This window comes from Streptomyces sp. NPDC058758, assembly GCF_042746075.1.
Lineage (GTDB): Bacteria > Actinomycetota > Actinomycetes > Streptomycetales > Streptomycetaceae > Streptomyces.
Genome location: NZ_JBHYPS010000003.1, coordinates 355,453 through 379,494, shown reverse-complemented (window position 1 = coordinate 379,494; position 24,042 = coordinate 355,453). Strand labels below are relative to the sequence as shown.

Here is a 24,042-nt window from a genome sequence, read left to right as displayed (position 1 = left end):
GTCAACCTTCGATCATGGGTAGGAAGATTCGCCAGTACCCGCCGTTGTCGATCTGCGGGACCTGGCCGGTGCCGAGCAGGGGGTTGGTGCCCACCCGGTCCGTGGGGGCCTTCACGGTGACGCCCATCTCGTTGGCTATGCGCTGGGCGATCCCGGAGGTGTCCGCCCCGGAATGGCACACCATCAGCCGGAGCGGACCGCCATCGTAGTTCGGATTGTTGCGGATGGCGTCCACGAGCTGGCCGCCGTTGACCGGCCCGTCCGGCATCTCCAGGAAGCCGTCCCGCGAACCGTGGGCGACCACGTCGTGGTGGCCCTCGTTCAGCACGTTGCGGAAGTTCCGCACGCTCGGCCCGTCCTCGCCGACGAGGGTGCCCGTGGGACCGTGCGTCACCGGCGCCCCCGAGGGGATGGCGTTGTCGCTCATGTAGTCCATGCCGTCCCGGCCGCCGCACGGCGCCAGCCCGAGCGGGTCGGTCCAGGCGAACGGGTTCCCCACGTAGGTCGCGGGGTTCGGGGCGGCGGCGAGGCCGAGGGGGTCGGGGGAGGTGTAGCGGCCGGTCTCGGGGTCGTAGTGGCGGAAGAGGTTGTAGTGGAGGCCGGTCTCCGGGTCGTAGTACTGGCCGGGGAAGCGCAGCGGGGTGTAGGCGGTGCTGGACCGGGCCCAGGCCGTCGTGCCCCAGAGGGTGGTGCGGGTGTGCCAGGCGATCTCGCCGCTCTCGTCGACGAGTTCGGTGGGCGTGCCGACGAGGTCGGTGGCGATGGCGAAGAAGCGGCGGTCGACCTCCCGCCCGCCGTCCGGGGTGAGGACGCGTTCCGTCTGCGCCAGCGGGGTGGTGCCGCGGTGGTCCCAGGTGAGGGCGACGGGCCGGGGCAGTTCGGCCGAGACCGTGGTCTGCTCGCAGAGGTGGGAGCCGTCCCAGGTGAAGCGGGTCTCCTCCACGACGGTCAGGCCGTCGTCGGCGAGGCGCTGCTTGGCGGTGCGGCGGCCCAGGGGGTCGTAGCGGTAGCGCCAGCGGGTGCCGTCCGGGGTGGTCACCTCCTTGAGCCGGTCCTCGGCGTCCCACGTGTACCGCCAGGTGTCGGGCTTGCGGGACAGCCGGGTCTTCTGGCGCAGGGTGACGCGCCCCCGGGCGTCGTGCTCGTACCGCACCGACCCGGCGCGGGTGAGGGAGGTCCCGTCGTAGGAGCGGGGGCCGGTGGCGTCGTGGCCGGGGTGCGAGCCGGGCCAGGAGGCGGACGTCTGGTTGCCGGCGGCGTCGTAGGCGTACCGCTCGGTCCACCCTTCGGCGGTCACCCCCGTCACCCGCCCGGTCGCGTCCAGGTCGAAGGCGCGGGTGCCCGCCAACAGGTCGGTGACGGAGGCGAGGTGACCGTCGGCGCGGTAGGAGTAGGCGCGGCGGTTGAGCGTCCGGCCGCCGGCGAGCAGGTGCTGCTCGGCCAGCCGGCCCGCGGAGTTCCAGGCCGAGGAGAGGGTGAGCGTGCCGTCGACGGTGCGCTCCACCTCCCGGCCGGCCGCGTCGTGGGTGAAGGCGACCTCGTGGCCGCCCGCGGTCAGCCGCGACGGGCGGCCCGCCTCGTCGTAGGCGTAGGTCGTGACCTGGCCGGTCGGGGTGGTGCGGCGGACGCGGCGGCCCGCCGCGTCGTAGCGGTAGTCGATGGTGCGGCCGTCGACCAGCTCGGACTTGAGCAGCCCGCGCCGGTCGTAACCGCGCAGCACCTCGCCGTCGGGCCCCGCCGCGTGGACCAGCCGGCCCGCGGGGTCGTAGCGGTAGGTGGTGACGTGGTCCGCCGTGCCCTTGGAGGTGACCCTGCCGAGCGCGTCGTAGGCGTACTCGACGGTGGTGCCGGACGGATCGGTGCGCGCCGTGAGCTGCCCGGCCGCGTCGTGGCGGTACGTCCGGACGCGGCCGTCGAAGTCGGTCTCGGAGACCAGCCGCCCCGCGGCGTCGTAGGCGTACCCCCACTCCAGCCCCTGGGGGCCGGTCACCCGGGTGAGGCGCAGGCTCGCGTCGTGCTCGAAGGCGTGGCGGGAGCCGTCGGGGCCGGTGCGGGCGGCGAGCAGGTCGAAGTGGGTGTACTCGAACCGGGTCACGCCCCCGGTCGGGTCGGTGTGGGTCAGGCGGTTGCCCTCGCCGTCGTAGGTCCACGACTCGGTCGCCCCGTCGGGCCCCGTACGGGAGGCGAGGTACCCGTCGGCGGTCCAGGCGAGGTGCGTGGACGTGCCCAGCGGGCCGGTGATCCGCACCGGGCGGCCCAGGGCGTCGCGCTCCAGCCGGGTCGTGGCCCCGGCCGGATCGGTGACCTCCACCGGCAGGCCGGCCGCGTCGCACCGGATCCGGGTGACGGCGCCGAGCGGGTCGGTGACGGCGACGGGGCGGCCCTGCGCGTCGTACGCGTGACGGGTGGTGCGGCCCGCCGGGTCGGTGGTCGCCGTCCGGTTGCCGCGCTCGTCGTACTCCAGCGACCACCGGGCGCCGTCCTGGGCGTGGACCGCGGTCGGCAGCCCCGCCGCGTCCCGCTCGGTGCGCAGGGTGCTGCCGTCCGGGTGGGTCACGCAGACCATCCGGCCGTGCTGGTCGTGGGTGAAGGCGGTGGTGCGGCCGAGGGGGTCGGTGCGGGAGAGGAGGTTGCCGTGGGCGTCGTGGGTGAAGGTGGTGGTGTGGCCGAGGGGGTCGGTGGTGGCCACCACGCGGCTGTGGCGGTCGATGCGGTGGCGGGTGGTGTGTCCCGCGGCGGTGGTGAGGGTGGTGGTGCGGTGGCCGGTGTCGGGGTCGGGGCCGGTGTAGGCGAGGGTGATCTGGACGTGGCCGGCTTCGCCGCCTTCGGCGACGACGCGGTCGAGGTCGTCGTAGGCGTAGTGGTAGCGGCTGTTGTTGGAGTCGGTCCAGGCGGTGACGCGGTGGCGGTCGTCGTAGGTGAAGGCGGTGGTGGCTCCGGAGGGTTTGGTGACGGTGGTGAGGTCGCCGTCGCGGTAGCCGTACCGCATCAGCGGCAGGTCGGCGCCCGCCTCGCCCGCCCCGGCCAGGGACAGCGCGGTGATCCGGCCCTCGGCGGTGGTCAGCCGCACCTGGTGGCCGGCCGAGTGGACGAGGGCCAGCGGCAGGCCGTCGTCGGCCCGGTCGACGGTGACGGTGTTGCCGTTGCGATCGGTGAGCGAGGCCAGCCAGGCGGTGCCGTCGCCGCCGGGTCCGTCGCCTCCGGTGCCGCCGGCGGGGGCGGTGAAGTGGCGGGTCAGACCGGTGTCGGGGTCGGTGACGGTGTAGTCGCCGGAGGCGTCACGGGCCAGGAGGGCACGGGACCGGCCCGACCCGGCGCGGGTCGGGACGCCGGGGACGGGGTGCGGGTAGGGGACGAGCAGGCCGTCGGCGGTGACGTGGACGACGCCGACCGGGTCGACCTCCAGGCGTTCGTCGACGGTGGAGGTCCACGAGGGGCCCAGGAAGCGGCCCGCCGTCAGCCCGGACTCGGTGCGGCGGGTGAAGACCAGCGGCAGGGTGCCGGGGATCGCCAGGTCGGTCTGGGGCAGGAACATCCGTCCGGAGGCGAGGTCGACCGGGTCGGTGCCGTCGGTGGTGCGCTCGCCGTCGGGACGGTTGTGCGTGCCGTCGGGGGCGTCGTCGATCAGCCTGCGCACGCGCGCGGCGTCGGCCGCGTCGGCGGCGATGCGGACGCCCTTGACCGCGGCCCCGCCACCACCGGTGGCCACGGTCAGGGCGGCGTCGGGCACCAGCCGGCCCAGACCCTCGTACGGGTCCTTCATGAAGTCGCCGATCATCTGCTTGCCGGTGCCGACCGGATCGTTGGCGGCGACGACGAGCCCGGCGGCCAGACTGTTGAGACTGGTGACGTACTCCGCCGGATGGGTCAGGTTGTACGGATCCAGCGGGTTGATCCCCCGGACGAAGTTGACCAGCCCCGCGGTGCCCTTGATGATGCCGCCGCCGACGTGATCGCCCATGATCCGCAACTCGCCCAGACCGTCGCCCAGCTGCTCCGTGTACGACGGCTTCTCCGGCGCCAGGTCCCGCGCCGCCCGGACCGCGCTGCGCGCCGTCTCCGCCGCCGTGTTCCGCTGCTTCCGCGCCTCCGCGAGGAGGTCCTGCGCCTCCTGCATCAGCTTCTTGCCGGGGTCGTCGAAGGTGGCGGCGGGGCGCGGCGGGAGGGTGGCGGGGTCGCGCTTGTCCGGGGCCTGGGCGTTGTAGCGGTCGACGGCCTTGTTGTAGTCGTCGACCTTCGCGCGGTGCGCGTCGGCGGCCTTCTCGGACGCCTGCACGCCCTCCTTCCACCGGTCGATCGCCGTCTGCGCCTGTCCCTGCGCCCAGGTCACGGTTCCGGCGAAGGCCTCCAGCGCGCCGGCCGCCTTCTCGCAGGCGTCCGCGCCGGTGAACCACTTCGGCGGCTGCGTGCTCACCGCCTTGCGCAGCGCCTCGGCCGCCTCCCCCTTCAACTCCGAGGAGTCCAGCCCCCGCAGACCACCGCCCGCGCTGTCGAACGCCTTCTGGAAACCGCGCAGCTTGCCCGCCGTCGAACGGATCTTGTCCGCACTGCCGTAGACCAGTTTGGTCTTGTCCTCGGTCTGCCCCAGGTCCATCTCGTCGACCTCGGCGCCCATCCGGTTCGCCACCGAACGCGACTGCTCGCGCACCCAGTCCGCACCGGACTCCCAGCCGACGTCCTCCAGCCGGTCCGCCGTCCAGTTCCCCGCGTCCTCGACCCGGTTGCCGACCCACTCCACGCCGTCCTCGACGGCGTCCTCCACCACGTCCGGCGTCAGGTCGCTGACGATGTCGCCTATGCCCACGCTCAGTGGCCCCCGTTCTCACCCTGCTGCTGCGCCTGTCGGGCGCGTTCCTCCGGCGACGGGCCGAAGGTGTCGTCCAGTGCCCGGTCCCACTGCTCGTCGGAGATGCCGAGCGCGTCGTTGAGCATCTGCGACTGCCGGCCGCCCTGACCCTCGGTCAGGACGGTGCGTCCGGTGTCCTTCCAGGTCTGCTCCATCTCCTGGCCGGCCTTCTCGAACGACTCGGGACTCCAGTCGGGGTCCAGGTAGTCGGGGGTGAAGACGTCGCCCCAGCCCTGCCGGGTGATCTCGTCCTCCGAGGCGTGCGGGTTGCCGCCCATCACGGAGTTCACGCCCACCTTCAACGCGCCCTCGACGTACTGGTCGTGCTCCCACTGCGTGCCCGCCGCCAGCCCCAGGCGGTTGGCGATCTCGCTCGCGTCCCGCACCAGCGCCCGCACCCCCCACTCCCAGCGCTCGCAGAAGTCCTCGAAGTCGGTCGACAGGCCGTGGTGTCCGGCCTCCATCCCCGTCATCGACAGTTCGGAGAAGCCCTTGCCCATCACCGAACCGGTGGCACCGCCCAGGTCGCCGAGACCGTCGATGGTGGCGCCCACGCCCTGCGTGAACTTCGCCACCGCCGCCTGGTCGAAGTTCAGGTCCGCCCCGTCACCGCTCATGCCCGCGGCCCTCCGTCCCGTACGTCGCGGTCGACGGCGACGCCGTCCGGGACGATCCCGGTGACCGGCGGGAAGAACATCGACCCGTCCTCGTCGGCGATGTCGACGGCCAGGCCCGCGGGCTCGCCCAGCGACGGCACGATCTCGTCCACGAGGCGGGCCCCCAGGAGCGCCGCGTACTCCACCGGCCGGCCGCCGGGCCCGTGACGCAGGGCGAACCTGGCCAGGGCGGCCTCGTCGGTGAAGCCGCAGATCCAGCGCACGCCACCGGAACGCGCCGACCACAGCCCTCCGCCGTCGACCGGCACCAGCAGGACCGAGCGCCTCATCTCGCCCACCAACGCCCGGGGATCGCCGACCCCCGCCCTCCGTTCGACGATCCGCTCCGCCAGCGCCGTCCTGGACCGCTCCACGAGCCCTTCCTCCTCCTCGACCACCGGGGACACCCTGGGAACAGACGCTCTCGAAGGCCGAGTGGTTCCGGCCGGGGCGCCCGCCCGGGCTCCGCACCCGGCCCCGGTCCGGGGCCGCCGCGGACCGGACGGTGTCCGGTGAGCGAGACGGCCCGTCCGGAACGACGCCTTCCGTGGCAGACTCGCGCCATGCAGCGGCGGCTCATTACCAGCGCCCGCGTGCCGGCACCGAGGTGACCCGGAGGCGACCCCTCCCGCCCCACCGCCCGCGCGCAGACCTCTCGTGTTCCACGAGGGGTCTTTTCGTTTTCCCGGCCCCGACACCACGGCCCCCCCGGCCCGCCAGACCTGGACAGGAACAGCCCATGGCACACGACAGCCTCACCCGCCCCGGTACGACGCTCCCCGACGCGACGCCCGCCGACACCTGCACGGTGCTCGTCTCGCTCCGGGACACCCCCGGGGCGCTGGCCCGGATCGCCGCCACCCTCGGCGGGACGCCCGTCCTGGCGCTGGCGTACGTCGTCACCGGATCGGCGCGGGCCCGCGCCGAGATCAGGCTGCCGCGCGCCCACGCGACGCGCGCCCGGAACAAGCTGAACCGCATGGTGGACACCCTGTCCGTGGGGGAGCCGGTGCCGGCCCCCGCCCGCCCCCTCTGACCCCGCGCGCTCCGGCCCCGCCCGGGAGAACGCCCCGGGCGGGGCCGGCCGAGGGGGAGCAGCGCTCAGCGCACCAGCTCCGACGCCAGCAGGTCCATCAGGAGGCCGTCGTGCCAACTGCCGTCCGCGCCGCGCTCGTACTGGCGCATCACCCCGACGGGGCGGAAGCCGGCCTTCTCGTAGCAGCGGATCGCCGCCGCGTTGTCGGCGGCCGGATCGATGACCAGCCGGTGGAAGCCCCGGTCGTCGACGAGATGGCGGGCGAGGGTGCGGACCGCGTCCGTGCCCAGGCCCCGGCCGTGGACCGACGGATCGAGGAACAGGTCGATGCCGGCGTGCCGGTAGTCCGGCTCGTCCTCGGCGTACCACTGGATCATGCCGACGATCCGGTCCTCGTGCCGGACCGTCAGGCAGTGCGTGGCGGGGTCCTCCAGGTCGGCCGCGACCTCGCCGGCCAGGTCGTCCTCGCCGCGCCAGCGGGCCCGGACCTCGGGCGTGGCCCGGATCGCGGCCAGGGCGGGGACGTCCTCGGGGACGGCGGGACGCAGGACGACGCGGGCACCGTACAAGTCGCTCATCCCCCCAGCCTGCCCCATGCCGCCGCCGGACGGGAGGTCAGCCGCCCGACGGCGTCCCGCCCCCGCGGCGCGGCGCCGGGGCCGAGGCGGAGGCGGCGGCCGGGCTCGGCGGCGGGGCCGTCACGACCTTCGGGAGGGCCGCCGGGTGGTCCTGGATCAGCCAGCGGACCAACTCCTCGCGTACGGCGCAGCGCACGGTCCACAGCGCGTCGGGGTCCTTGGCCGTGACCAGCGCGCGGACGGTGATGCCGGTCGGGGAGGTCTCCGTCACCGAGAGGTCCCAGCCGCGCCGGTCCCAGCCGGGGCAGTCGTCGAGGAAGCTGCGCAGGTGCGCCCGCAGGAGCGGCACCGGCGTGGCGTGGTCGCAGTGGAGGAACACCGTGCCCGTCATCTCGGCGCCGCCCCGGGACCAGTTCTCGAAGGGGCGCGAGGTGAAGTACGAGACCGGCAGCGTGACCCGCCGCTCGTCCCAGGTCCGCACGGTGAGGAAGGTCAGGGTGATCTCCTCGACGATCCCCCACTCGCCGTCCACGACGACGGTGTCGCCGATCCGGACCATGTCGCCGAAGGCGATCTGGAAGCCGGCGAAGAGGTTGCCGAGGGTCGACTGCGCCGCCACGCCGGCCACGATGCCGATGATGCCGGCGGAGGCGAGCAGCGAGGTGCCGAGCGTCCGGAACGACGGGAAGGTCACGAGCGCCACCGCGCAGGCGATCACTCCCACGCCCACCGACACGACCCGGGTGAGCAGGGTGACCTGGGTCCGCACCCGGCGCACCCGGGCCCGGTCGAGCGTGCGCCCGGCGTAGCGCGCGTAGGAGGACTCCACCAGCGCGGAGGCGAACCGCACCGTCAGCCAGGCCCCGCTGCCGATCAGGCACAGCACCCGGATCCGGTCGACGACCCCGGCGTAGTCCCGCGCCGGGGTCCAGTCGGCGGCGCGCACCGCCCAGCCGAGCAGGACCGTGAACAGGACGACGAACAGGGGCGTGCGGCACCGGCGCAGCAGTCCCCACAGGGGCGTCCCGGGGCGCCGGGCGTCCGCGCGCCGGGTCGTCAGGTCCGCCGCCCGCACGACGGCGTACGCGACCAGTGCCGAGCCGCACAGGGCGATCATCAGCCGCAGCGAATTCTCCATGGGCTCCGCCTCACCGCCGGCGTCCCGGTCAAACCGTCCGGGGGACCATTCTTCCGGCGGCTCCTCCTCCTCGGGGCGTACACGGTCCGGACCTCAGCCGGATTCCCGCGCGCGGGCGCCGTGCGCGAGGGTGCTGCGGACCGATCACTCCGCACCCCAGAGGAACCGACGCCCCGTGCGAAACCGCAACCAGAACCGAGACCGAGACCGAGACCGAGACCGCAGCCACGACCGGAGCCGACGTCACGTCCGGAGCCGGATGGCCGCCGTCGTGGCGGCCACCGCCGTCGCTGCGCTCCTGCCGACCCTCACGCCCGCGCTCGCCGCCGCCCCGCCGGCGGCTCCCGCCCACACGGCGCCCGCTCCCTCCACTCCCCCCTCCGCCGCGTTAGCGGAGTACACCCGGCAGCAGCCGCGGTGGGCGCCCTGCGACCCGCAGGGGCCGGCGGAGTTCGAGTGCGCCACCATCGAGGTCCCCCTCGACTACGGCCGCCCGTCCGGCCGGAAGCTCGACCTCGCGATCTCCCGGATCAGGGCCACCAGCCCCCGCGACCGGCACGGCGTCCTGCTCATCAACCCCGGCGGGCCCGGCGGCCAGGGCCTCGACATGCCCCTGTACCTGAGGTCGGAGCTGCCGGACGAGGTGTCCCGGCGCTTCGACCTCGTCGGCTTCGATCCGCGCGGCGTCGGCCGCAGCTCCCCGGTCGGCTGCGGCCTCACCGGCGACGAGCTGAACTGGCAGCGCCCCTACAAGGCCGCCGCGTTCGCCGAGGACGTGCGCTGGGCGCGGACCGTGGCGGAGAAGTGCCGGGCGGCGAACGGAGCCGTCCTGCCCCACCTCACCACCCGCAACACCGCGCGCGACATGGACCTCGTCCGCGCCGTGCTCGGCGAGCGGAGGATCTCGTACCTGGGCTACTCCTACGGCACCTACCTCGGCGCCGTCTACACCCAGCTGTTCCCGCGCCGCGCCGACCGGTTCGTCCTCGACAGCGCCGTCGACCCGGCGCGGATCTGGCGCGGCATGATCCAGGTGTGGGCGGAGGGCGCCGAGCCCGCCTTCGACCGCTGGGCCGACTGGACGGCGGACCGGCACGCCGTCTACGGACTCGGCGACACCCCGGAGGAGGTCCGCGCGACCTTCTGGGGCCTGGTCGCCCGGGCCGACCGCACCCCGATCGAGATCGACGGCCTGCGGCTGACCGGCGACGACATCAGGGTCGCCGCCCGGCCCGCCTTCTTCGCCCCCGAGTCCGCCGCCGAGTCGGTCGTCCGGCTCAAGGAGGCGGCCGAGGGAGGGGCCCCGGCGACCGCGCCGTCCCTGCGCCCGGCCCCGCCCCGGCCCGTCCCGCCGTCCTTCGCGCGCCCGTCCGCCGGGTTCCTCGCCGGCCCCGCGCTCCCGGGGACGTCCGAGGTCCCCGCGGCCCGCGAAGTTCCCGCGGTCCCCGCGGACAACATGGACGCCGCCTTCTGGTCCGTCGTCTGCGCCGACACCCGCGCCTGGCCGCGCGACCCGGAGCGGTACCGCCGTGACGCGGTCCGCGACCGGGCGGCGTACCCGCTCTACGGCGACGTCGCGTCCCACATCAAGCCGTGCGCCTTCTGGCAGCGCGGCTCCGAGCCCGCCACCCGGATCGGCAACGCCGTCGGCGCGCTCATCCTCCAGAACGAGTGGGACTCCCAGACGCCGCTGGTCAGCGGCCAGGGCCTGCGACGGGTCATGAAGGGCGCCCGGATGGTCACCGTCCTCGGCGGACAGGGCCACGGCGTCTACGGTTCCCGGTCCTGCGCCGACGCGACCGCCACCGCCTACCTGACGACGGGCCGGCTGCCGGCGGGCGACACGACCTGCCGGGCCACGCCGGAGCAGGCCGCGAACGGGCTGCGGCAGCCGCTCCCGCTGCCGGTGCCGCAGGGCCTCCCCGCTGGACGGCAGGGCTCCTGACGGTCCGACGGCCTTCGATCGCGCCGCACGGCGCCCGACGGTCTCCGCCGCCCGCTCCGGCGGACGGCGGAAACCGGAGGGCGCGCCTGGAACCTTTCGCCGCCGGCGCCCCTCATGATCGTCGGGAGGGGGACGCGGTCGGCGCCGACGACGCGTGTGCCCCCGGCCCCGCGGCCACGGATGGCGTGTGCCGCGCCGAACACCACGTGAGCAGCCGAGGACCCACCGTGCCCCTGACGTACCGCCGACGCCTGACCGCCGGCGCCGCCGCCACCCTGGTCGCCGCCCTCGCGGCCGGACTGGCCCCCGCCGCGCCCGCCTTCGCCGCCCCCGTGCCCCTCTCCGCCCCGCGGGACGCCGCCGGGGCCCCCGCGCCGGACCCGGCCGGCATCACCGCCGCCCTCGAGGCGGCCATGGCCGCCGGCGCTCCGGGCGCCATGGCCCGCTTCTCCGGCCCCGGCGGGGTCGAGAGCCTCACCGCGGGCGTCCGCGACCGGGCCTCGGGCGCGCCGATGGACATCCACGCCCGCTTCCGGATCGGCAGCGTCAGCAAGACGTTCTCCACCGTGGTGCTGCTGCAACTGGTGGACGAGGGACGGCTGGAGCTCGACGACCCGGTCAACCGCCACCTGCCCGGGCTGCTGCCCGACGACCGCATCACCGTCCGGCACCTGCTCACCCACCGCAGCGGCCTCGCGGACTACACCAACGCGATGTTCGCCGACACCGTGCCGGGCTTCGAGGCCGTGCGGAACCGGGTGTTCACGTACCAGGAGCTGGTCGACCTGTCGCTGAGCGAGCCGCGCACCACCGAGCCCGGCGCGGCGTACCGCTACTCGAACGCGAACTTCGTGGTCGTCGGCATGCTCATCGAGAAGCTCACCGGCCGGCCGGTGGACCGCGCCTACGAGCGCCGGATCTTCAAGCCGCTCAAGCTGCGCGACACCTCCTACGTCCACCCCGACACCCGTATCAAGGGCCTGGCCGTGCGGGGCTACCTGCACCCCGACGCGGCCGGCGAGCCGCTGGTGGACTCCACCGAACAGACCGTCTCCTGGGCGCAGTCCGCGGGCGCCGTCATCTCCAGCCCCGCCGACCTGAACACCTTCACCAGCGCGCTGATGCGCGGCCGGCTGCTCTCCCCGGAGATGCTGGACGCCATGACGACCGTCACCCCGACGGACGGCACGGGCACCCGCTTCTACGGGCTCGGCCTGCGCCGGTACGACCTGTCCTGCGGCGCCCGGGTGTACGGCCACACCGGCACCGTGCAGGGCTTCTACACGTACGCCTTCTCGACCCGCGACGGCAGCCGCAGCCTCTCGGCGGTCGCCAACACCTCCAACCACGGCGCCGCGAACACGGCGCTGGGCGGCACCCTGGAGGCGGCCTTCTGCGGCCCGAAGCCGGCGCCCGCGCCGTCCGCGCGCACCGCCTCCGGCACGGCGGCCGCCGACGCGGCGCCGCTGCCCGCCGAGCGGGACCTGCCCGAACGCCACTGACCCGTACGCCCCCGCGACCGGCCGCGCCGCTAGCGGCTCGGGCCGGTCGCGCCGGGGAGGCCGCGCGGTCCCGCGCAGCGGGCGCCCGTCTCCTCGACCCTGCGGCGCAGCTCGCGGTCGGACGTGATCACCAGGCACGGCCGGCCGCGGGCCTCGCGCGCGAGCGCGGCGATCAGGTCGTCCCCGCTGCCTGCGGCCTCCTCCACGCGCACGCCGGGCACGGACTCCACCCCCCGCGCCCGCCCCTCGACCACCAGCACGATCTCGTACGGTCCCGGGTACGGCCCGTCGACGGGGCCGCCGTGCACGGCCAGCCGGTCCCGCAGCCGCTCGGCGGCCCCCCGCCGGTCGCGCCACCAGCCGTCCGGCACGGAACCCACGACGTTGGCCCCGTCCACGACGAGCAGCGGGCGCGGCGGGGGCTCTTCGGTGTCCATGGGGCCAGGATGACAGCCGGGCCGGCCGGACGGCCGGGCGGGGACGCGTGTCAGACGGGCGGCACCAGGTCGCTCCCGCTGACGGTGTACGCCAGCGGCGGGTAGACGAAGTCCGTCCCCTCGTTCTCCAGCCGCCGCAGCCGGTAGAACGCGCGGCTCTGCTCGTCGTCGGCCAGGGTGAGGCGGGCGCCTCCCGGGAGGTACGCGTCCCCGCCACGGAACCGGAGGAGGGTCCTCGAGGTGCGGAAGGTGACCCCCAGCCACCGGTTCTCCGCCACCGTGCCGGGAGCGTCGAGGACGATCCGGTGCCTGAGCAGCCGGTTCGCGCCGACCGAGAACGCGACGACCCCGTGGTGGGCGAGGGGGACCTCGTACCTCTCGCCGTCCGTCTCCTTCGACGTGAAGACCAGCTTCCTGAGCGGGCCCGCCCCGGGGCGCTCGTAGCAGGAGAAGACGGCGACGAACGACCCCTCGGCCAGGTCGAGGGCCTGGTCGGAATGCGCGCCCATGGTCCGGTAGGCGTTCGTGTACGTCTCGGCGAGGGCGTTGTCGAAGGCGACCGGAAGCCCCGCGCACTCCCGGACCCGCCGGGCCAGCCGCTCGTGCACGGCCCGGAACCGCTGCGCCGGGGCGGCGTACCGCGTGGTCGTCCGTACGAGCGGCACGCCGCCCGCCTGGTCGACGCGGGTGAGCACGGCGCCCCGCCGGCCCTTCCCCACGTCCTCCCAGCGGATCGACGCGGACAGCTCCGCGAAGAGGTCCTCCCCGCCCGGCAGCGCGCACGAGAGGACCAGGTCCGCGATCCTAGGGGCGGGGGGCACGGTAGTCTCCCGCGTTCATGCTGAAGAGGAACCGGTCGCCGTAGTCGACGGGGGACGAGGTCGCGTTCTCCTCGGCGTACAGCCTCCGCAGTTCCTCCATCCCCTCTGGCGTGGGCGCCTCCAGCTCCACCACGTCCCCGCCCCGCTTGAGGAACGTGCGCCCGTCCCGGTGCACGGCCTCGGTGTCCGAACAGCGCACCACGTAGCCCAGGCGGGTCGGGAGCAGGTCCGCGTCCAGCCCCGAGGGCCGGATCTCGTGCGTATAGAGGCGGTTGGTGGACAGCGGCGCGAAGAACACGGAGCCGGGGTGCAGCGTCACGGTGAACCGCGCGGGAAGTCCGCCCTCCTCGGCCTCCCGGGCGGCCGTCTCCTTGAGGCGGAAGTGGAGCCGGGTCAGCCCGCTGGTCCCCTTCGCGCCGAGGTCGAAGGTGTCCCCGGGCATCGGGCGCAGCCGGTCCAGCCCGTCGTAGAAGGTGCAGAAGGCCATCACGCCGTGGGCGGGCATGTCCTTGGTCTTGTCGGCGTGGGCCGAGATCCTGGCCTTGGACTGCCTGCGCTCCGCCGTGGCCCCGGTGTTGCGGTAGACCTGCGCGAGGACGTGGTTGAGCGGCGCGTGGTCCCGGAAGACGGCGGCCGCCTCGCGGTTCAGCTCCCCGACGACCTCCGTGTCGGTGGGGCCGAAGCCCTCGGTCGGCCCCGAGAGGTTCGTGGAGCACCGCAGCAGCCGGAAGTGCAGCGCGTCGCCGTCCCGGGTGACGGGCGTCAGGTAGATCCCGCTGCGGTGCGCGGTGCCGGGTTTGGTGGATTCCGTGAGGGACTGGAACTCGTGCTCCGCGCGGATCCGTCCGTAGTGACCGGCGCCGGGCTCGAAGAAGCGGCGGTAGTAGACGCCGACGCCGTGCACGCGCAGGGGGATCCGCCCGACGCCGACGGGGGACCAGGACGGGTCGAGGTCCCCGTCGGCGCCCTGCGAGAGCTCCCTGACGACGAACACCCGCGCGGCGGCGCGCAGCGGTTCCCCGTCGAACCGGGAGAGGTCGCCGCACAGGTAGACGGTCCTCCCCCGGAGGTCGGGCGCGTCGGAGGCGAGCCGTTCCGGCGTCACGGTGGTCCCGAGGAACTCGCCGCCCAGCTCGGCCTCCCGCACCGTCGGGGGCGCGACCAGGACGTTCCCCGCGGTCTCGATGCGGGCTTCTGCCGGCTCTGTCGTGTACATCAGCGGTACCCGTCCTTCGCGGAGGGAAGAGGGTGGACTGGGCGAAGGGCCGATGCTCTCACGGGCCCCGGGGGCGGGCAACGGCATTCGGGGCGGGGACCGGTGGCCCGTAGGGCGCCTCCCGCCGCGCCCTCCCGCGGACCCCGCGCACCGGCCGGTTCCGGTCTTACCGACGGTTACCGGCGGGGGCCGTCCGGGCCCCGGGCGACGGCCCGCCGCGACCCGCCCGGAGACGTTCACGCTCCGTGACGAAGGGGGTGGGCGCGGCGGGATCAGACCCCGGGCGGAGGATTCCGCTCAGGGGCGGAGCGGGGGCGTTTCCGCAGAGGAGGGAGGTCAATTGGCGTCTCCGCCCTCTTTCGTACGATTCCGTTCCCGGCAACTCCCGCGCCACACTGGCGACTTTCGGCCAATCGATCTCGGCCTCTTGTAGGGGCGGTGTTAGCAGACTTCGCAGGTCTACGGGCAAGTTTGCCAACTGCGCACCGCACATGAACGGTTGACGACTACAGTGTGTGGTCGGTGATCATCGGTAGGCTCATCGCACCTGACGTCCCCTCCCCTCCCGCGCCACACCGCCCCACCTCACCCCCCAGCCCACGAGTCCCCCCAGTACCCCTCAGTACGCCGATCCTCCGGGCACGTACCAAGGACACCCATGTCACAACTTCGCGCACCCGCCCCGCGGTCCGACCGCCGCGAGGGCGGGCGGCACGGCCGCTCGGGCGCCCGCACCACGACCACCGGCACCGGCCAGAGCAGGGCCGCGGCCACGGCCCCCGCCGAAGTCCGCATACGCCCCCAGCTGCTGCGCACCTCGGTCCTCCCCGCCGTCGCGGTCGCCCTCGGCGGCGCCGCCGCCGTCCTCTTCACCCTGCGCTCGACCGGCACCACCCCGACCCCCGCGCTGTGGGCCGCGCTCACCGGAGCCGCCGCCCTCGCCATCGCCTCGGTGACCGCCGCGGCGCTCGGCGCCGACCGCGCCGCCCGGGCCGTCCTCGACCGCGTCGCCGCGCTGCGCCGCGACGCCGCCCAGGACCAGGGAGAACTCCGCACGCTCGTCGAACAGCTGCGCCGCGGTGAGGACCCGGCCCCCCGGCCCGCCCTCCCCGACGCCACCGGGGGCGACGAGTTCGACCGGCTCGGCGCCGAGCTGACCCGCTCCCACGAGGCCGCCGTCGCCGCCGTGGTCCAGGCGTCCCGGCTCTCCAGCAGCGTCGGCAACGAGCAGAAGGTCGAGGTCTTCGTGAACCTCGCCCGCCGGCTCCAGTCCCTCGTCCACCGCGAGATCCAGCTCCTCGACGAACTGGAGAACGAGGTCGAGGACCCCGAACTGCTCAAGGGCCTCTTCCACGTCGACCACCTGGCCACCCGCATCCGCCGCCACGCCGAGAACCTCGCCGTCCTCGGCGGCGCGATCTCCCGCCGCCAGTGGTCCAACCCGGTCACCATGACCGAGGTGCTCCGCTCCTCCATCGCCGAGGTCGAGCAGTACCCCCGGGTCAAGCTCGTCCCGCCGATCGACGGCACCCTGCGCGGCCACGCCGTCGCCGACGTCATCCACCTCCTCGCCGAACTCGTCGAGAACGCCACGGTCTTCTCCGCGCCGCACACCACCGTGCTGCTGCGCGCCCAGTACGTCACCGCCGGCCTCGCCATCGAGGTCGAGGACCGCGGACTCGGCATGCCCGTCGGCGAGCAGAACAAGATGAACGCCCTGCTCGCCGACCCCGACCAGGTCAACGTCGCCCACCTGCTCCAGGACGGCCGGATCGGCCTCTTCGTCGTCTCCGCGCTGGCCCGGCGCCACGGCATCGCCGTCCGCCTCCAGTCGAACATCTACGGCGGGATCCAGGCCGTCCTCGTCCTCCCGCAGGGCCTCCTCGGCGCCGACCCGGAAGGCCTCGCCCAGCACGAGCGGCAGACCGCCGCGGTCACCGGTTCCGCCCCGCTGCCGCCCCAGCAGCCGCAGCCCCAGGCACCGGTGCAGCACGACCGGCCGCAGCACCCCGCCGGCGGAACCCCCTCCGCCCCGCTGCCCCCGGCCGAGACCCCGGCCCCCGCCCCCAGGGAGGCCCCCGCCCCGGCCGCGTACCCCTACCAGCCCCCCGCCCCCGCGGCGTCGGCCGCTCCCCCCGCGCCCGCCGCCCGGCCGGAGGCGCCCGCCGCCGCCCCGAACCCCTTCGTCCCCTCCCGCACCGGAGCGGCGAACGGGTACGCGGAGCACGGTGCCGCCGCGACCGGCTACGGCTCCGCAGCGCCCCCGGTCCCCCCGGCGCCCCGCGCGGAGGCGCCCGGCCGGCCCGACCTGCCCAAGCGGCGCGCCCAGGAACACCTCGTCCCGCAGCTGCGCGACGAGCCGCAGGCCCGCCCCGCCGAGGAGCACGCCCTGCACGACCCCGGCCTGATGGCCGCGTTCCAGCGTGGGATCGGCCTCGCCGAATCCCAGCCCACCCCCCAGGAGTCGCTGCGTCACGGCGGCGCGCACAAGGAGTAGATACACGATGGCGAGCAATGTGCCGACCGGCCATTCCTCGGATCTGGACTGGCTGCTGAGCGGTCTGGTCCAGCGGGTCCCGTACACCCGCAGCGCGGTTTTGCTCTCCTCCGACGGGCTGGTGAAATCCGTCCACGGGCTCGACCCCGACGCGGCCGACCACATGGCCGCCCTCGCCTCCGGGCTCTACTCGCTCGGCCGCAGCGCCGGCGTCCGGTTCGGCGACGGCGGCGAGGTCCGGCAGGTCGTGGTGGAGCTCGACTCCACCCTGCTCTTCGTCTCCACCGCCGGATCCGGCACCTGCCTGGCCGTCCTCGCCGGCCGCGAGGCCGACGCCGCCGTCCTCGGCTACGAGATGGCCATGCTGGTCAAGAGCGTCCGCCCGTACCTGGTGACGCCCGCCCGGCAGGCGGCCGCAGCGGCGGGTGGCGCCGGTCAGTGAGCGCGTCCCCTCCACAGGAAGGCCCCTGGCTCGACGACGCGGCCGGCCGGCTGATCCGCCCGTACACCGTGAGCGGCGGACGGACCAAGCCCACCACCTCGCTCGACCTGCTCTCCCTGGTGATGGCGACCGGCTCCGCTCCGCAGCCCCACATGGGCCCCGAGCACGGCCTGGCCCTCAGGCTGTGCGACGGGCCCACCTCGGTGGCCGAGGTCGCGGCGCACTTAAGGCTCCCGGCCGTCGTCACCAAGGTCCTCCTCTCCGACCTCGTGGACTGCGGGGCCCTCACCGCGCGCGCCCCGCGCTTCCACGCCAACCCATCCGACCGTTCCTTGCTGGAGGCAGTGCTCGATGGCCTACGACAGCGGCTCTGAACGCCATGACGGTTTCGCGGCCGACCCCTTCCCCACCGCGCTGAAGATCCTCGTGGCGGGCGGCTTCGGCGTGGGCAAGACGACCTTCGTCGGCGCGGTCAGCGAGATCGAACCGCTCAGCACGGAGGAGCTGCTGACCTCGGTCAGCGCCGCCACCGACAGCCTGGAGGGCGTGGAGTCCAAGTCCACGACCACCGTGGCCATGGACTTCGGCCGGATCACCCTCGACGACCGCAACGTCCTCTACCTCTTCGGCACCCCGGGCCAGGAGCGGTTCTGGTTCATGTGGGACGAACTGTCCGAGGGCGCGCTCGGCGCGGTCGTCCTCGCCGACACCCGCCGCCTCCAGGAGTGCTTCTCCGCCATCGACTTCTTCGAGCGGCGCGGCATCGCCTTCGTGGTGGCGATCAACGAGTTCGACGGCGCCTTCCGCTACGACCCGGACGAGGTCCGGCAGGCGCTCGACCTCGACCCGACGGTGCCGATCGTCCTCTGCGACGCCCGGATCTCCAGCTCCGCCATCAGCACGCTGCTGACCCTCGTCCAGCACCTCCTCAACTCGACCCCGGCCAGCGAGCCGAGCTTCGGAGTCACGCCATGACCTACGACCCGACGGGTCACCTCCTCCTGACCCCCATCGACAAGGAGGCCCCGGACCGGGTCCGGCGGCTGCGCGAACTCGGCCTCGGGGAACGCCCGGAGCCCGCCTTCGACGAGTTCGCGCAGCGGCTCGCCGAGGTCACCGGGGCCCCGTTCTCGATGGTCAACTTCATCGACGAGAACCGGCAGTTCTTCGCCGGCCTGCACACCCCGGGCGGTTCCCACTCGGGCAGCGACCTCGGCGCGGCGGCGGCCGGCGCGGGCGGCGTCGGCCGGTTCATGGCGCGCGACCACGGCTACTGCCCGCACGTCGTGGTCCGGCGCAAGGCGCTCGTCCTGGAGGACGTCTGCGACTACCCCCGCTTCGCCGGCAACCCGGTCGTCGACGAGATCGGCATCCGCTCCTACATGGGCGCGCCGCTGATCGACCGCACCGGCGTGGCGCTCGGCACGATCTGCGTGGTCGACACCGACGTCCGGCCGTGGGGCCGGTCCGGCCTGGAGACCATCAAGGCGATGGCGGCGGAGCTGGTCGAGCAGATCCACCGCCGCGAGGACGGCATGTTCTGACCCGCGTCCGCGCGGAGGCGGGGGCCCGTACGGTACGCCGTGCGGGCCCCCGTCCGTTCCGTCACGCCGGCGTGGGCTCCAGGTCGGGGGTGCGGACCAGCTCGGAGAGCCGCTCCGACCAGCTGCCCTTGTCCTGGCCGAGGGCGACCTCGCCCAGCCGCAGGAGCTGGATGTCGGAGGTGCCGGCCGGCGCGAAGATGTGGTGCGCGTCGCGGAGGTAGCGCTCGATGGAGCGGTCGGTGAAGAGGCCGGCGGCGGCGTGGATCTCCATGGCGTTGCGGCCCGAGTCGATGGCCGACTCGACGTTCACCAGCTTCGCGTTCATCAGCTCGGTGTCGCAGGAGAGGCCCTGGTCGAGCAGGTGCACCGCGTGGTACGCGGCGAGCCGGGCGGTCATCAGCCGGGACTGCATCTGGCCCAGCTTGAGCTTCACCGTCGGCAGCTCGGAGAGCGGCTTGCCGTAGCGGATCCGCTCGGTGGCGAAGCGGGTGGTCTCCTCCAGGATCGCCGTGTGGATGCCGAGCGAGACGGCGGTGAGGTTGGCTCGCCCGTACAGCACGCTGGAGGAGTACGCCACGGCCAGGCCGTCGCCCTCGTCGCCCAGCCGGTTGGCGGCCGGCACCCGGCAGTCCTCGAAGATCAGCTCGCCGAAGCTGAAGCCGTGCAGCCCCATGGCGGGCTGCTGCGGACCGAGCCGGAAGCCCGGCCGGTCGGCCTCGACGAGGAAGGCGGTGAGCCCCTTCGAGCCCGGGCCGGTCCTGGCCACCACGCCGTGCAGGTCGCCGACGTGGCTGTTGCCGACGTAGACCTTGCTGCCGTTGAGGACGTAGTCGTCGCCGTCCCGGACCGCGCTCGCCTCCATGCCCAGCACGTGCCCGCCCGACTCCGGCTCGGTCACCGCGATGGTCGGCAGGCACTCGCCCGAGGCGACCTTCGGCAGCCAGGTCTTGCGCTGGGCGTCGGAGCCGAAGTGGACGATCTTGGCGGTGCCCAGCTGGGAGGCCTGGACCATGGCGCCCATGGCACCGCTGACCCGGGACAGCTCCTCGATGATGATCGTCTTGGCCAGGTGGCCCGCGCCCATGCCGCCGTACTCGGGGCCGATCGTCGCACCCAGCCAGCCCTGCTCGGCGATGCGGCGGGACAGCTCGTGGTGCACCGTCCGCGAGGCCTCCATCTCCTCGATGCGCGGCCTCACCTCCCGTTCCGCGAAGTCGCGGACCGTCTCCCGGAGCCGATGATGGAGCCGACTGCTGAAGTAGCTGTCCATACGAGTACCTCCCCTGCGAAGCGCCTGCCCGGCGTGGTCCGGGCAGGTGGTGCATCGGCGGTGGTCCCGTCCCGAACAGGCCGACCCGTTCATGGTGTTGATCTTTCCGGGGTGGATCAATATTGCTTCGGTCTTTGTCCGAAACAGGTGCTGTTGACGATCGCTTCCGACTGTGTTTTGCGTGATCCGGAGCCATATCGTCCGTCGGGAGACCCCCGGCGGGGGTCATCTTTCCGCCACGTGCCACTGGCATATGCCCCCCATCCGGCCCGCGGCCCGGAGTGACCCCCGCAAAGCGGTTCGTGACCACCGGGGGAAGTGCGGTATGGTTCTCTTGCACGCCGGGCCGGGGGAAACCCCAGGTCAGACGGGCAACGGGACGTGGCGCAGCTTGGTAGCGCACTTGACTGGGGGTCAAGGGGTCGCAGGTTCAAATCCTGTCGTCCCGACTCGAGAGAGTCGTAGGCCGAGGGGCCGTTTCAGAGCGATCTGAAACGGCCCCTCGGCCGTTCTCCGGACCCGGCGGGGACCGGGGCGCGGGCGGCCGCGGTCATGCCGTCGGTGACGTGCGGGCGGGGGGCGGGGCGGTGAGGAGGGTCTCGCCGGCGGCCCGGACACGGGCCAGCGCCGACGGGTACGGAAGGGCCCCGGCCTTGGCCCGGGCGTCGGCGAACGCGGAAGCGGCACGGTCCGCCTCCCCGGAGAGGCCGAGGGCGAGGGCGAGGACGAGGGTCGCCTCCACGACGAGGAGGTGCCGCTCCGCCTCCTCGGCGCGCTCCACCTCCCGCTCCATGAGCGCGACGGCCTCCGCGTGACGACCCGTCCCCAGCAGCGCCCACCCCCTCAGGCAGGCGGCGCGCGGGGTGGCGGCGGTGCGGTCGAGGAGTTCCAGGGCGCGGGCCGGACGGCCGTCGCGCAGCGCGAGTTCCGCGGAGGCCAGCCGCACCTCGTGGAGCGCCTGGTGCTCTCCCGTCCGCTCCGCCCGTTCCTCCCCGCGCGCGAGGAGGACGGACGCCTCGGCCGGGTTCCCGGCCATGAGGGTCCGGGCCAGGGCGGTCAGGGCGTACGGGAGGGTGCGCGGCGCGTACGCGCGGGCGGCTTTCTCGGCCGCCCTCGCGAACTCCTCGGCCTCTTCCTCCCGGCCGAGGAGCAGGTACAGCTCCGCCAGGTTGGTGCGTTCGAAGGCACCGGCCTCCGGACTGCCGGCCCGGTCGGCGAGCCGGGTGGCGCGCTCGCCGTAGGAGACCGCCTCGAGGAGCCGGCCCGTCCTCCGGGCGTTCTCACGGAGGATCGAGAGCACCAGGGCCTCGGTCGAGGGGTCTCCCCCCTCGACGGCGTGCGCGAGGGCCTGCTCCGCGACGGCCTGTGCCTCCCGCAGGCGCTGCGCCTGGCCGAGGGAGGTCGCCTGCTGGGCCAGGGCACGTCCGAGGAGCCGGCTGCCGGACGCGCCGCCCACCCGCGCCGCCGCCGCCGCGGACGCCCGGGCGGACTCCGCCGCTTCGGCGTGCCGTCCCTCGTAGGAGAACAGGATCGCGCGGGCCAGCCGGTGCGCGGCCACCGCGTCCGCGGGGGTCCCCGGACCGGGGGGCCACTGGTCGAGGGACCGGTGGGCCTCCTCCTGCCTGCCCTCCCGGCCCAGGGCCTCGGCGAGCCGGGCCGCGACCGCCACGGCGGTGTCCGCGGCCCCCGCGCGTTCCGCCGCGTCGAGTGCGGCCCGCAGGACCGCGGCCGCCTCCCCGTACCGGGACATCCGGTGGAGCAGGGCGCCGTGGTCGAAGCCGACCCCGGCCGCCTCGCGGGGGCGGGCGGCGACGAGGGGCGCCAGCGCCCGGTAGTACTCGTCCGCGGCCTCGTTCGCGTACAGGGCGGCGGCACGTTCGGCGGCCCGGCGCAGGAACTCCGCAGCCCGGTCGTCCTCGGCCCGCACCAGGTGCCGCGCCAGGACGTCCACCTCGTCGGGCCGGTGCCGGAGCACGGCTTCGCCCCAGGCGGCGTGGAGGGCCCGGGCGCGCAAGCGCGTGAGCAGGTCGTAGCAGGTGAGACGCAGCAGGGGATGGCGGAAGGCGAGCCCGGTGACGGTCCGGCCCGCCGTGGTGACCTGCCGCTCGGTGAGGAGGGAGGCGGCCACCGCCTCCTCCAGGGCCGTGGTGGCCTCCGCGGCGGAGAGCGGCGGATGGAGTCCGTGGCGGGCGACGTCGAGGACCTCGGCCAGGGGGGCGGTGCCTCCGGCGACGGCGACGACCTCCGTCAACCGCCTTGCCTCGGGAGCGAGTCGCGCGAGCCGCCGGGACACCAGGTGGCGGACGCCGTCGGGGGCGCACGGCGTCTCGCCGCCGGACGCCTCCTCCTCGCCCTGGCCGCCGGCACGGACGAGCTCGACGGTGAACAGGGGATTGCCCAGCGAGAGCCGCCACACCCGGTCCGGTTCCCGGACGTCGGGCCGCAGCCCCAGCCGCGCCCTGGTGTCGCTCATGAGGGCGAGCGCGTCCTGCCTGCTCAGGCGGGGGACGGCGACACGGTGGGCCAGCCCCGTGCGCAGGAGCTCCTCCACGTACAGGAGGTCCGCCTCCGGCACGGGTTCGTCGTCGCGCCAGGTCGCGAGGAAGCGGCAGCGCATCCGCCCGCCCGTCTGGACGGCGCGCCGCGCCAGCCGGGCGAGGAGGTGGTGCGTACCGGTGTCGGCGGCGTGCAGGTCGTCCAGGACGACGACCACGCCGCTCTCCTCCCCGATCTCGGTGAGGAGCCGCTCCACCCCGTGGAACAGACGGGCGCGTTCGTCGTGCGCGTCACCGGTCCGGGCGGGTCCGGGAGCGGCGGGGGACGCGCCGGCCGCCGGGCGGAGCGAGGGCAGCAGGGGCACCAGTTCCGGGTGGGCGCCGCCGATCCGTTCCCGCTCGCCGGAGCTGTTCCGGGCGAGCCAGTCGTCCAGGGCCTCGACGAACGGGCCGTACGGCGTGTGCCCTTCGGTGTCGTGCGCCGCTCCCCACAGCACCGCGGCGCCCGACCCGGCAAGGTCGTGGGCGGCCCGGGCGACCAGGCTCGTCTTCCCGATGCCGGCCTCTCCGCCGAGGAGGACCAGCGGACGGTCCGTGGTGGTGACGATCCTTCGCAGGAGTTCCCCGCGGCCTCGCAGCGGGGTGTCGGCCGCCGTCCGCACGGAGGCCGGCGGGGGCGGAGCGCCGGGGGTGGCCGCCGGCCGCGCCGGCGCGGCGGAGGAGAGGGGGGCGGCGAGCCGCCGGAGCCGTTCGGTCTCCGGCCCCGGCGCGATGCCGTGTTCCCTGGCGAGGGCGTCCCGGCAGAGCTCGTACTGGCGGACCGCCCGGGAGGGGAGGCCCTGCTCCAGGGAGGCGGACATCAGCAGTTGGTGGGCGCGTTCCTCGGCGGGCGCGTCGGACAGGAGCCGGCGCGCGGTGACGCCCGCCTCCTCGTACGCCCGGGCGGCCAGTTGCCGCTCGCCCAGGGACAGCAGGACGCGAAGCCGCAGCGCGGCGAGTTCCTCACGACGGTGCTCGGCCCAGTGGGCGTAGCGGTCCTCGGGAAGCAGTTCGCCGTCGAACGCGGCGAGCGCCGCCGTGTGGGCACCGGTGTCGGCGTCCGTGCCGTTCCCCGCTCCGGCCAGCGCGACGGCCGACAGCCGCTCGGCCTCGTCGGCGTCGATCCACACGTGGTGCGGGTGGAGGCGCAGGAGGGCGCCGTCGGACACGAGGTAGGACGACGCCGCCCGGGGGGCGATCTCGGGCTCCAGGGCGTGCCGGGCGGTGTGCAGGGCGACCCGGAGGCTCGCGAGGGCCGCCCGGGGCGTCGCGTTCGGCCAGCAGATCTCCTGGACCTGTTCCCGGTGGAGGCTGTGGCCGGGGGTGACGGCGAGCAGCTTCACCAGCACCTGGGCGCTGGGGCGGGGCCAGCGCGCGGGCAGGGCCGGGCCCCCGTCCCGTTCGGCGCGGAACCCGCCGAAGAGGCGCAGGCGCAGCAGAGGGGGCCGGTGGTCCTCGTTCTCCCGGACGTCGTCGTCCCGTCGTGCTGCGCTCATGAGGGGTGACACTTTAGCGTCACCGCCTGTGGACGCCGAGGGGCCTTCCGCGGACGGCCGTCCGCGAAAGGCCCGGTGCGGGCG

The 24,042-nt window shown here is 74.6% G+C and carries 18 protein-coding genes and 1 tRNA gene; 9 read left to right on the top strand and 10 right to left on the bottom strand.

Translation table 11 applies throughout. The annotated features are described in order from the left end of the window. Position 1 precedes the first annotated feature (1 nt). From ACFW6A_RS06415 to ACFW6A_RS06405, 3 genes are read right to left on the bottom strand one after another with little or no spacing between them, the layout of a single operon-like run. Positions 2-4,804 carry a putative T7SS-secreted protein gene (locus ACFW6A_RS06415; protein WP_351847435.1) on the bottom strand — a complete coding sequence of 1,601 codons (4,803 nt, stop codon included), beginning with the start codon at positions 4,802-4,804 and terminating at the stop codon, positions 2-4. Between the two features lie 2 nt (positions 4,805-4,806). Further along, positions 4,807-5,463: a hypothetical protein gene (locus ACFW6A_RS06410; protein WP_351847439.1), complete on the bottom strand. Its 657-nt coding sequence runs from the start codon at positions 5,461-5,463 to the stop codon at positions 4,807-4,809. Beyond that, a complete protein-coding gene (locus tag ACFW6A_RS06405) occupies positions 5,460-5,876 on the bottom strand; it encodes a hypothetical protein (RefSeq protein WP_351847529.1) in 417 nt (138 codons plus the stop codon). Before ACFW6A_RS06405 ends, ACFW6A_RS06410 begins: the two co-directional genes overlap by 4 nt. Positions 5,877-6,241: 365 nt before the next feature. On the opposite strand from ACFW6A_RS06405, the gene ACFW6A_RS06400 reads away from it, so the two are divergent. Further along, positions 6,242-6,538, top strand: a complete 297-nt coding sequence (locus ACFW6A_RS06400; RefSeq protein ID WP_351847443.1) for a hypothetical protein — start codon at positions 6,242-6,244, stop codon at positions 6,536-6,538. 65 nt (positions 6,539-6,603) lie between these two features. On the opposite strand, the gene ACFW6A_RS06395 is transcribed toward ACFW6A_RS06400, so the two are convergent. Together ACFW6A_RS06395 and ACFW6A_RS06390 are read right to left on the bottom strand one after the other, a co-directional pair. Next, the gene (locus tag ACFW6A_RS06395; protein ID WP_351847446.1) at positions 6,604-7,116 is read right to left on the bottom strand and encodes a GNAT family protein; all 513 of its coding nucleotides are present in this window, start codon (positions 7,114-7,116) and stop codon (positions 6,604-6,606) included. A gap of 37 nt (positions 7,117-7,153) precedes the next feature. Next, positions 7,154-8,254: a mechanosensitive ion channel family protein gene (locus ACFW6A_RS06390; RefSeq protein ID WP_386487167.1), complete on the bottom strand. Its 1,101-nt coding sequence runs from the start codon at positions 8,252-8,254 to the stop codon at positions 7,154-7,156. 259 nt (positions 8,255-8,513) lie between these two features. Here ACFW6A_RS06390 and ACFW6A_RS06385 point away from each other — a divergent pair, with 259 nt between their 5' ends. Both ACFW6A_RS06385 and ACFW6A_RS06380 read left to right on the top strand, forming a co-directional pair. Next, positions 8,514-10,199 carry an alpha/beta hydrolase gene (locus ACFW6A_RS06385; protein WP_386639067.1) on the top strand — a complete coding sequence of 562 codons (1,686 nt, stop codon included), beginning with the start codon at positions 8,514-8,516 and terminating at the stop codon, positions 10,197-10,199. 227 nt (positions 10,200-10,426) lie between these two features. Continuing rightward, positions 10,427-11,701 (top strand): serine hydrolase domain-containing protein, encoded by a 1,275-nt coding sequence (locus ACFW6A_RS06380; RefSeq protein ID WP_386639064.1) that lies wholly within the window; start codon positions 10,427-10,429, stop codon positions 11,699-11,701. 29 nt (positions 11,702-11,730) lie between these two features. On the opposite strand, the gene ACFW6A_RS06375 is transcribed toward ACFW6A_RS06380, so the two are convergent. Genes ACFW6A_RS06375 through ACFW6A_RS06365 form a run of 3 tightly spaced genes read right to left on the bottom strand, consistent with a single transcriptional unit; the run spans position 11,731 to position 14,175 of the window. Further along, positions 11,731-12,138 (bottom strand): NTP pyrophosphohydrolase, encoded by a 408-nt coding sequence (locus ACFW6A_RS06375; RefSeq protein WP_351847459.1) that lies wholly within the window; start codon positions 12,136-12,138, stop codon positions 11,731-11,733. 50 nt (positions 12,139-12,188) lie between these two features. After that, entirely contained in the window at positions 12,189-12,959 is a 771-nt protein-coding gene (locus ACFW6A_RS06370) for a hypothetical protein (protein WP_386639061.1), read from the bottom strand. Continuing rightward, positions 12,943-14,175, bottom strand: coding sequence for a hypothetical protein (locus ACFW6A_RS06365; RefSeq protein ID WP_386639058.1), 1,233 nt, complete (start codon positions 14,173-14,175; stop codon positions 12,943-12,945). Before ACFW6A_RS06365 ends, ACFW6A_RS06370 begins: the two co-directional genes overlap by 17 nt. A 658-nt stretch (positions 14,176-14,833) precedes the next feature. Here ACFW6A_RS06365 and ACFW6A_RS06360 point away from each other — a divergent pair. From ACFW6A_RS06360 to ACFW6A_RS06340, 5 genes are read left to right on the top strand one after another with little or no spacing between them, the layout of a single operon-like run. Next, positions 14,834-16,672, top strand: a complete 1,839-nt coding sequence (locus ACFW6A_RS06360) for a sensor histidine kinase (protein WP_386639055.1) — start codon at positions 14,834-14,836, stop codon at positions 16,670-16,672. Positions 16,673-16,679: 7 nt separating this feature from the next. Next, positions 16,680-17,114 (top strand): roadblock/LC7 domain-containing protein, encoded by a 435-nt coding sequence (locus ACFW6A_RS06355; protein ID WP_351105369.1) that lies wholly within the window; start codon positions 16,680-16,682, stop codon positions 17,112-17,114. Continuing rightward, entirely contained in the window at positions 17,111-17,488 is a 378-nt protein-coding gene (locus ACFW6A_RS06350) for a DUF742 domain-containing protein (RefSeq protein WP_351847471.1), read from the top strand. Before ACFW6A_RS06355 ends, ACFW6A_RS06350 begins: the two co-directional genes overlap by 4 nt. Beyond that, positions 17,466-18,089, top strand: coding sequence for an ATP/GTP-binding protein (locus ACFW6A_RS06345; protein WP_351847474.1), 624 nt, complete (start codon positions 17,466-17,468; stop codon positions 18,087-18,089). The genes ACFW6A_RS06350 and ACFW6A_RS06345 overlap by 23 nt, the downstream gene beginning before the upstream one ends. After that, on the top strand, positions 18,086-18,658 hold the full coding sequence (locus ACFW6A_RS06340; RefSeq protein ID WP_351105363.1) for a GAF domain-containing protein: 573 nt from the start codon (positions 18,086-18,088) through the stop codon (positions 18,656-18,658). Before ACFW6A_RS06345 ends, ACFW6A_RS06340 begins: the two co-directional genes overlap by 4 nt. Before the next feature lie 61 nt (positions 18,659-18,719). Here the strand turns inward: ACFW6A_RS06340 and ACFW6A_RS06335 are convergent, their stop codons facing one another. Next, positions 18,720-19,928, bottom strand: a complete 1,209-nt coding sequence (locus ACFW6A_RS06335; RefSeq protein WP_386639051.1) for an acyl-CoA dehydrogenase family protein — start codon at positions 19,926-19,928, stop codon at positions 18,720-18,722. A gap of 375 nt (positions 19,929-20,303) precedes the next feature. Here ACFW6A_RS06335 and ACFW6A_RS06330 point away from each other — a divergent pair. Continuing rightward, positions 20,304-20,377, top strand: a tRNA-Pro gene (locus ACFW6A_RS06330). Between the two features lie 101 nt (positions 20,378-20,478). Here the strand turns inward: ACFW6A_RS06330 and ACFW6A_RS06325 are convergent. Then, on the bottom strand, positions 20,479-23,958 hold the full coding sequence (locus ACFW6A_RS06325) for an ATP-binding protein (RefSeq protein ID WP_386639048.1): 3,480 nt from the start codon (positions 23,956-23,958) through the stop codon (positions 20,479-20,481). Between the last annotated feature and the right edge of the window lie 84 nt (positions 23,959-24,042).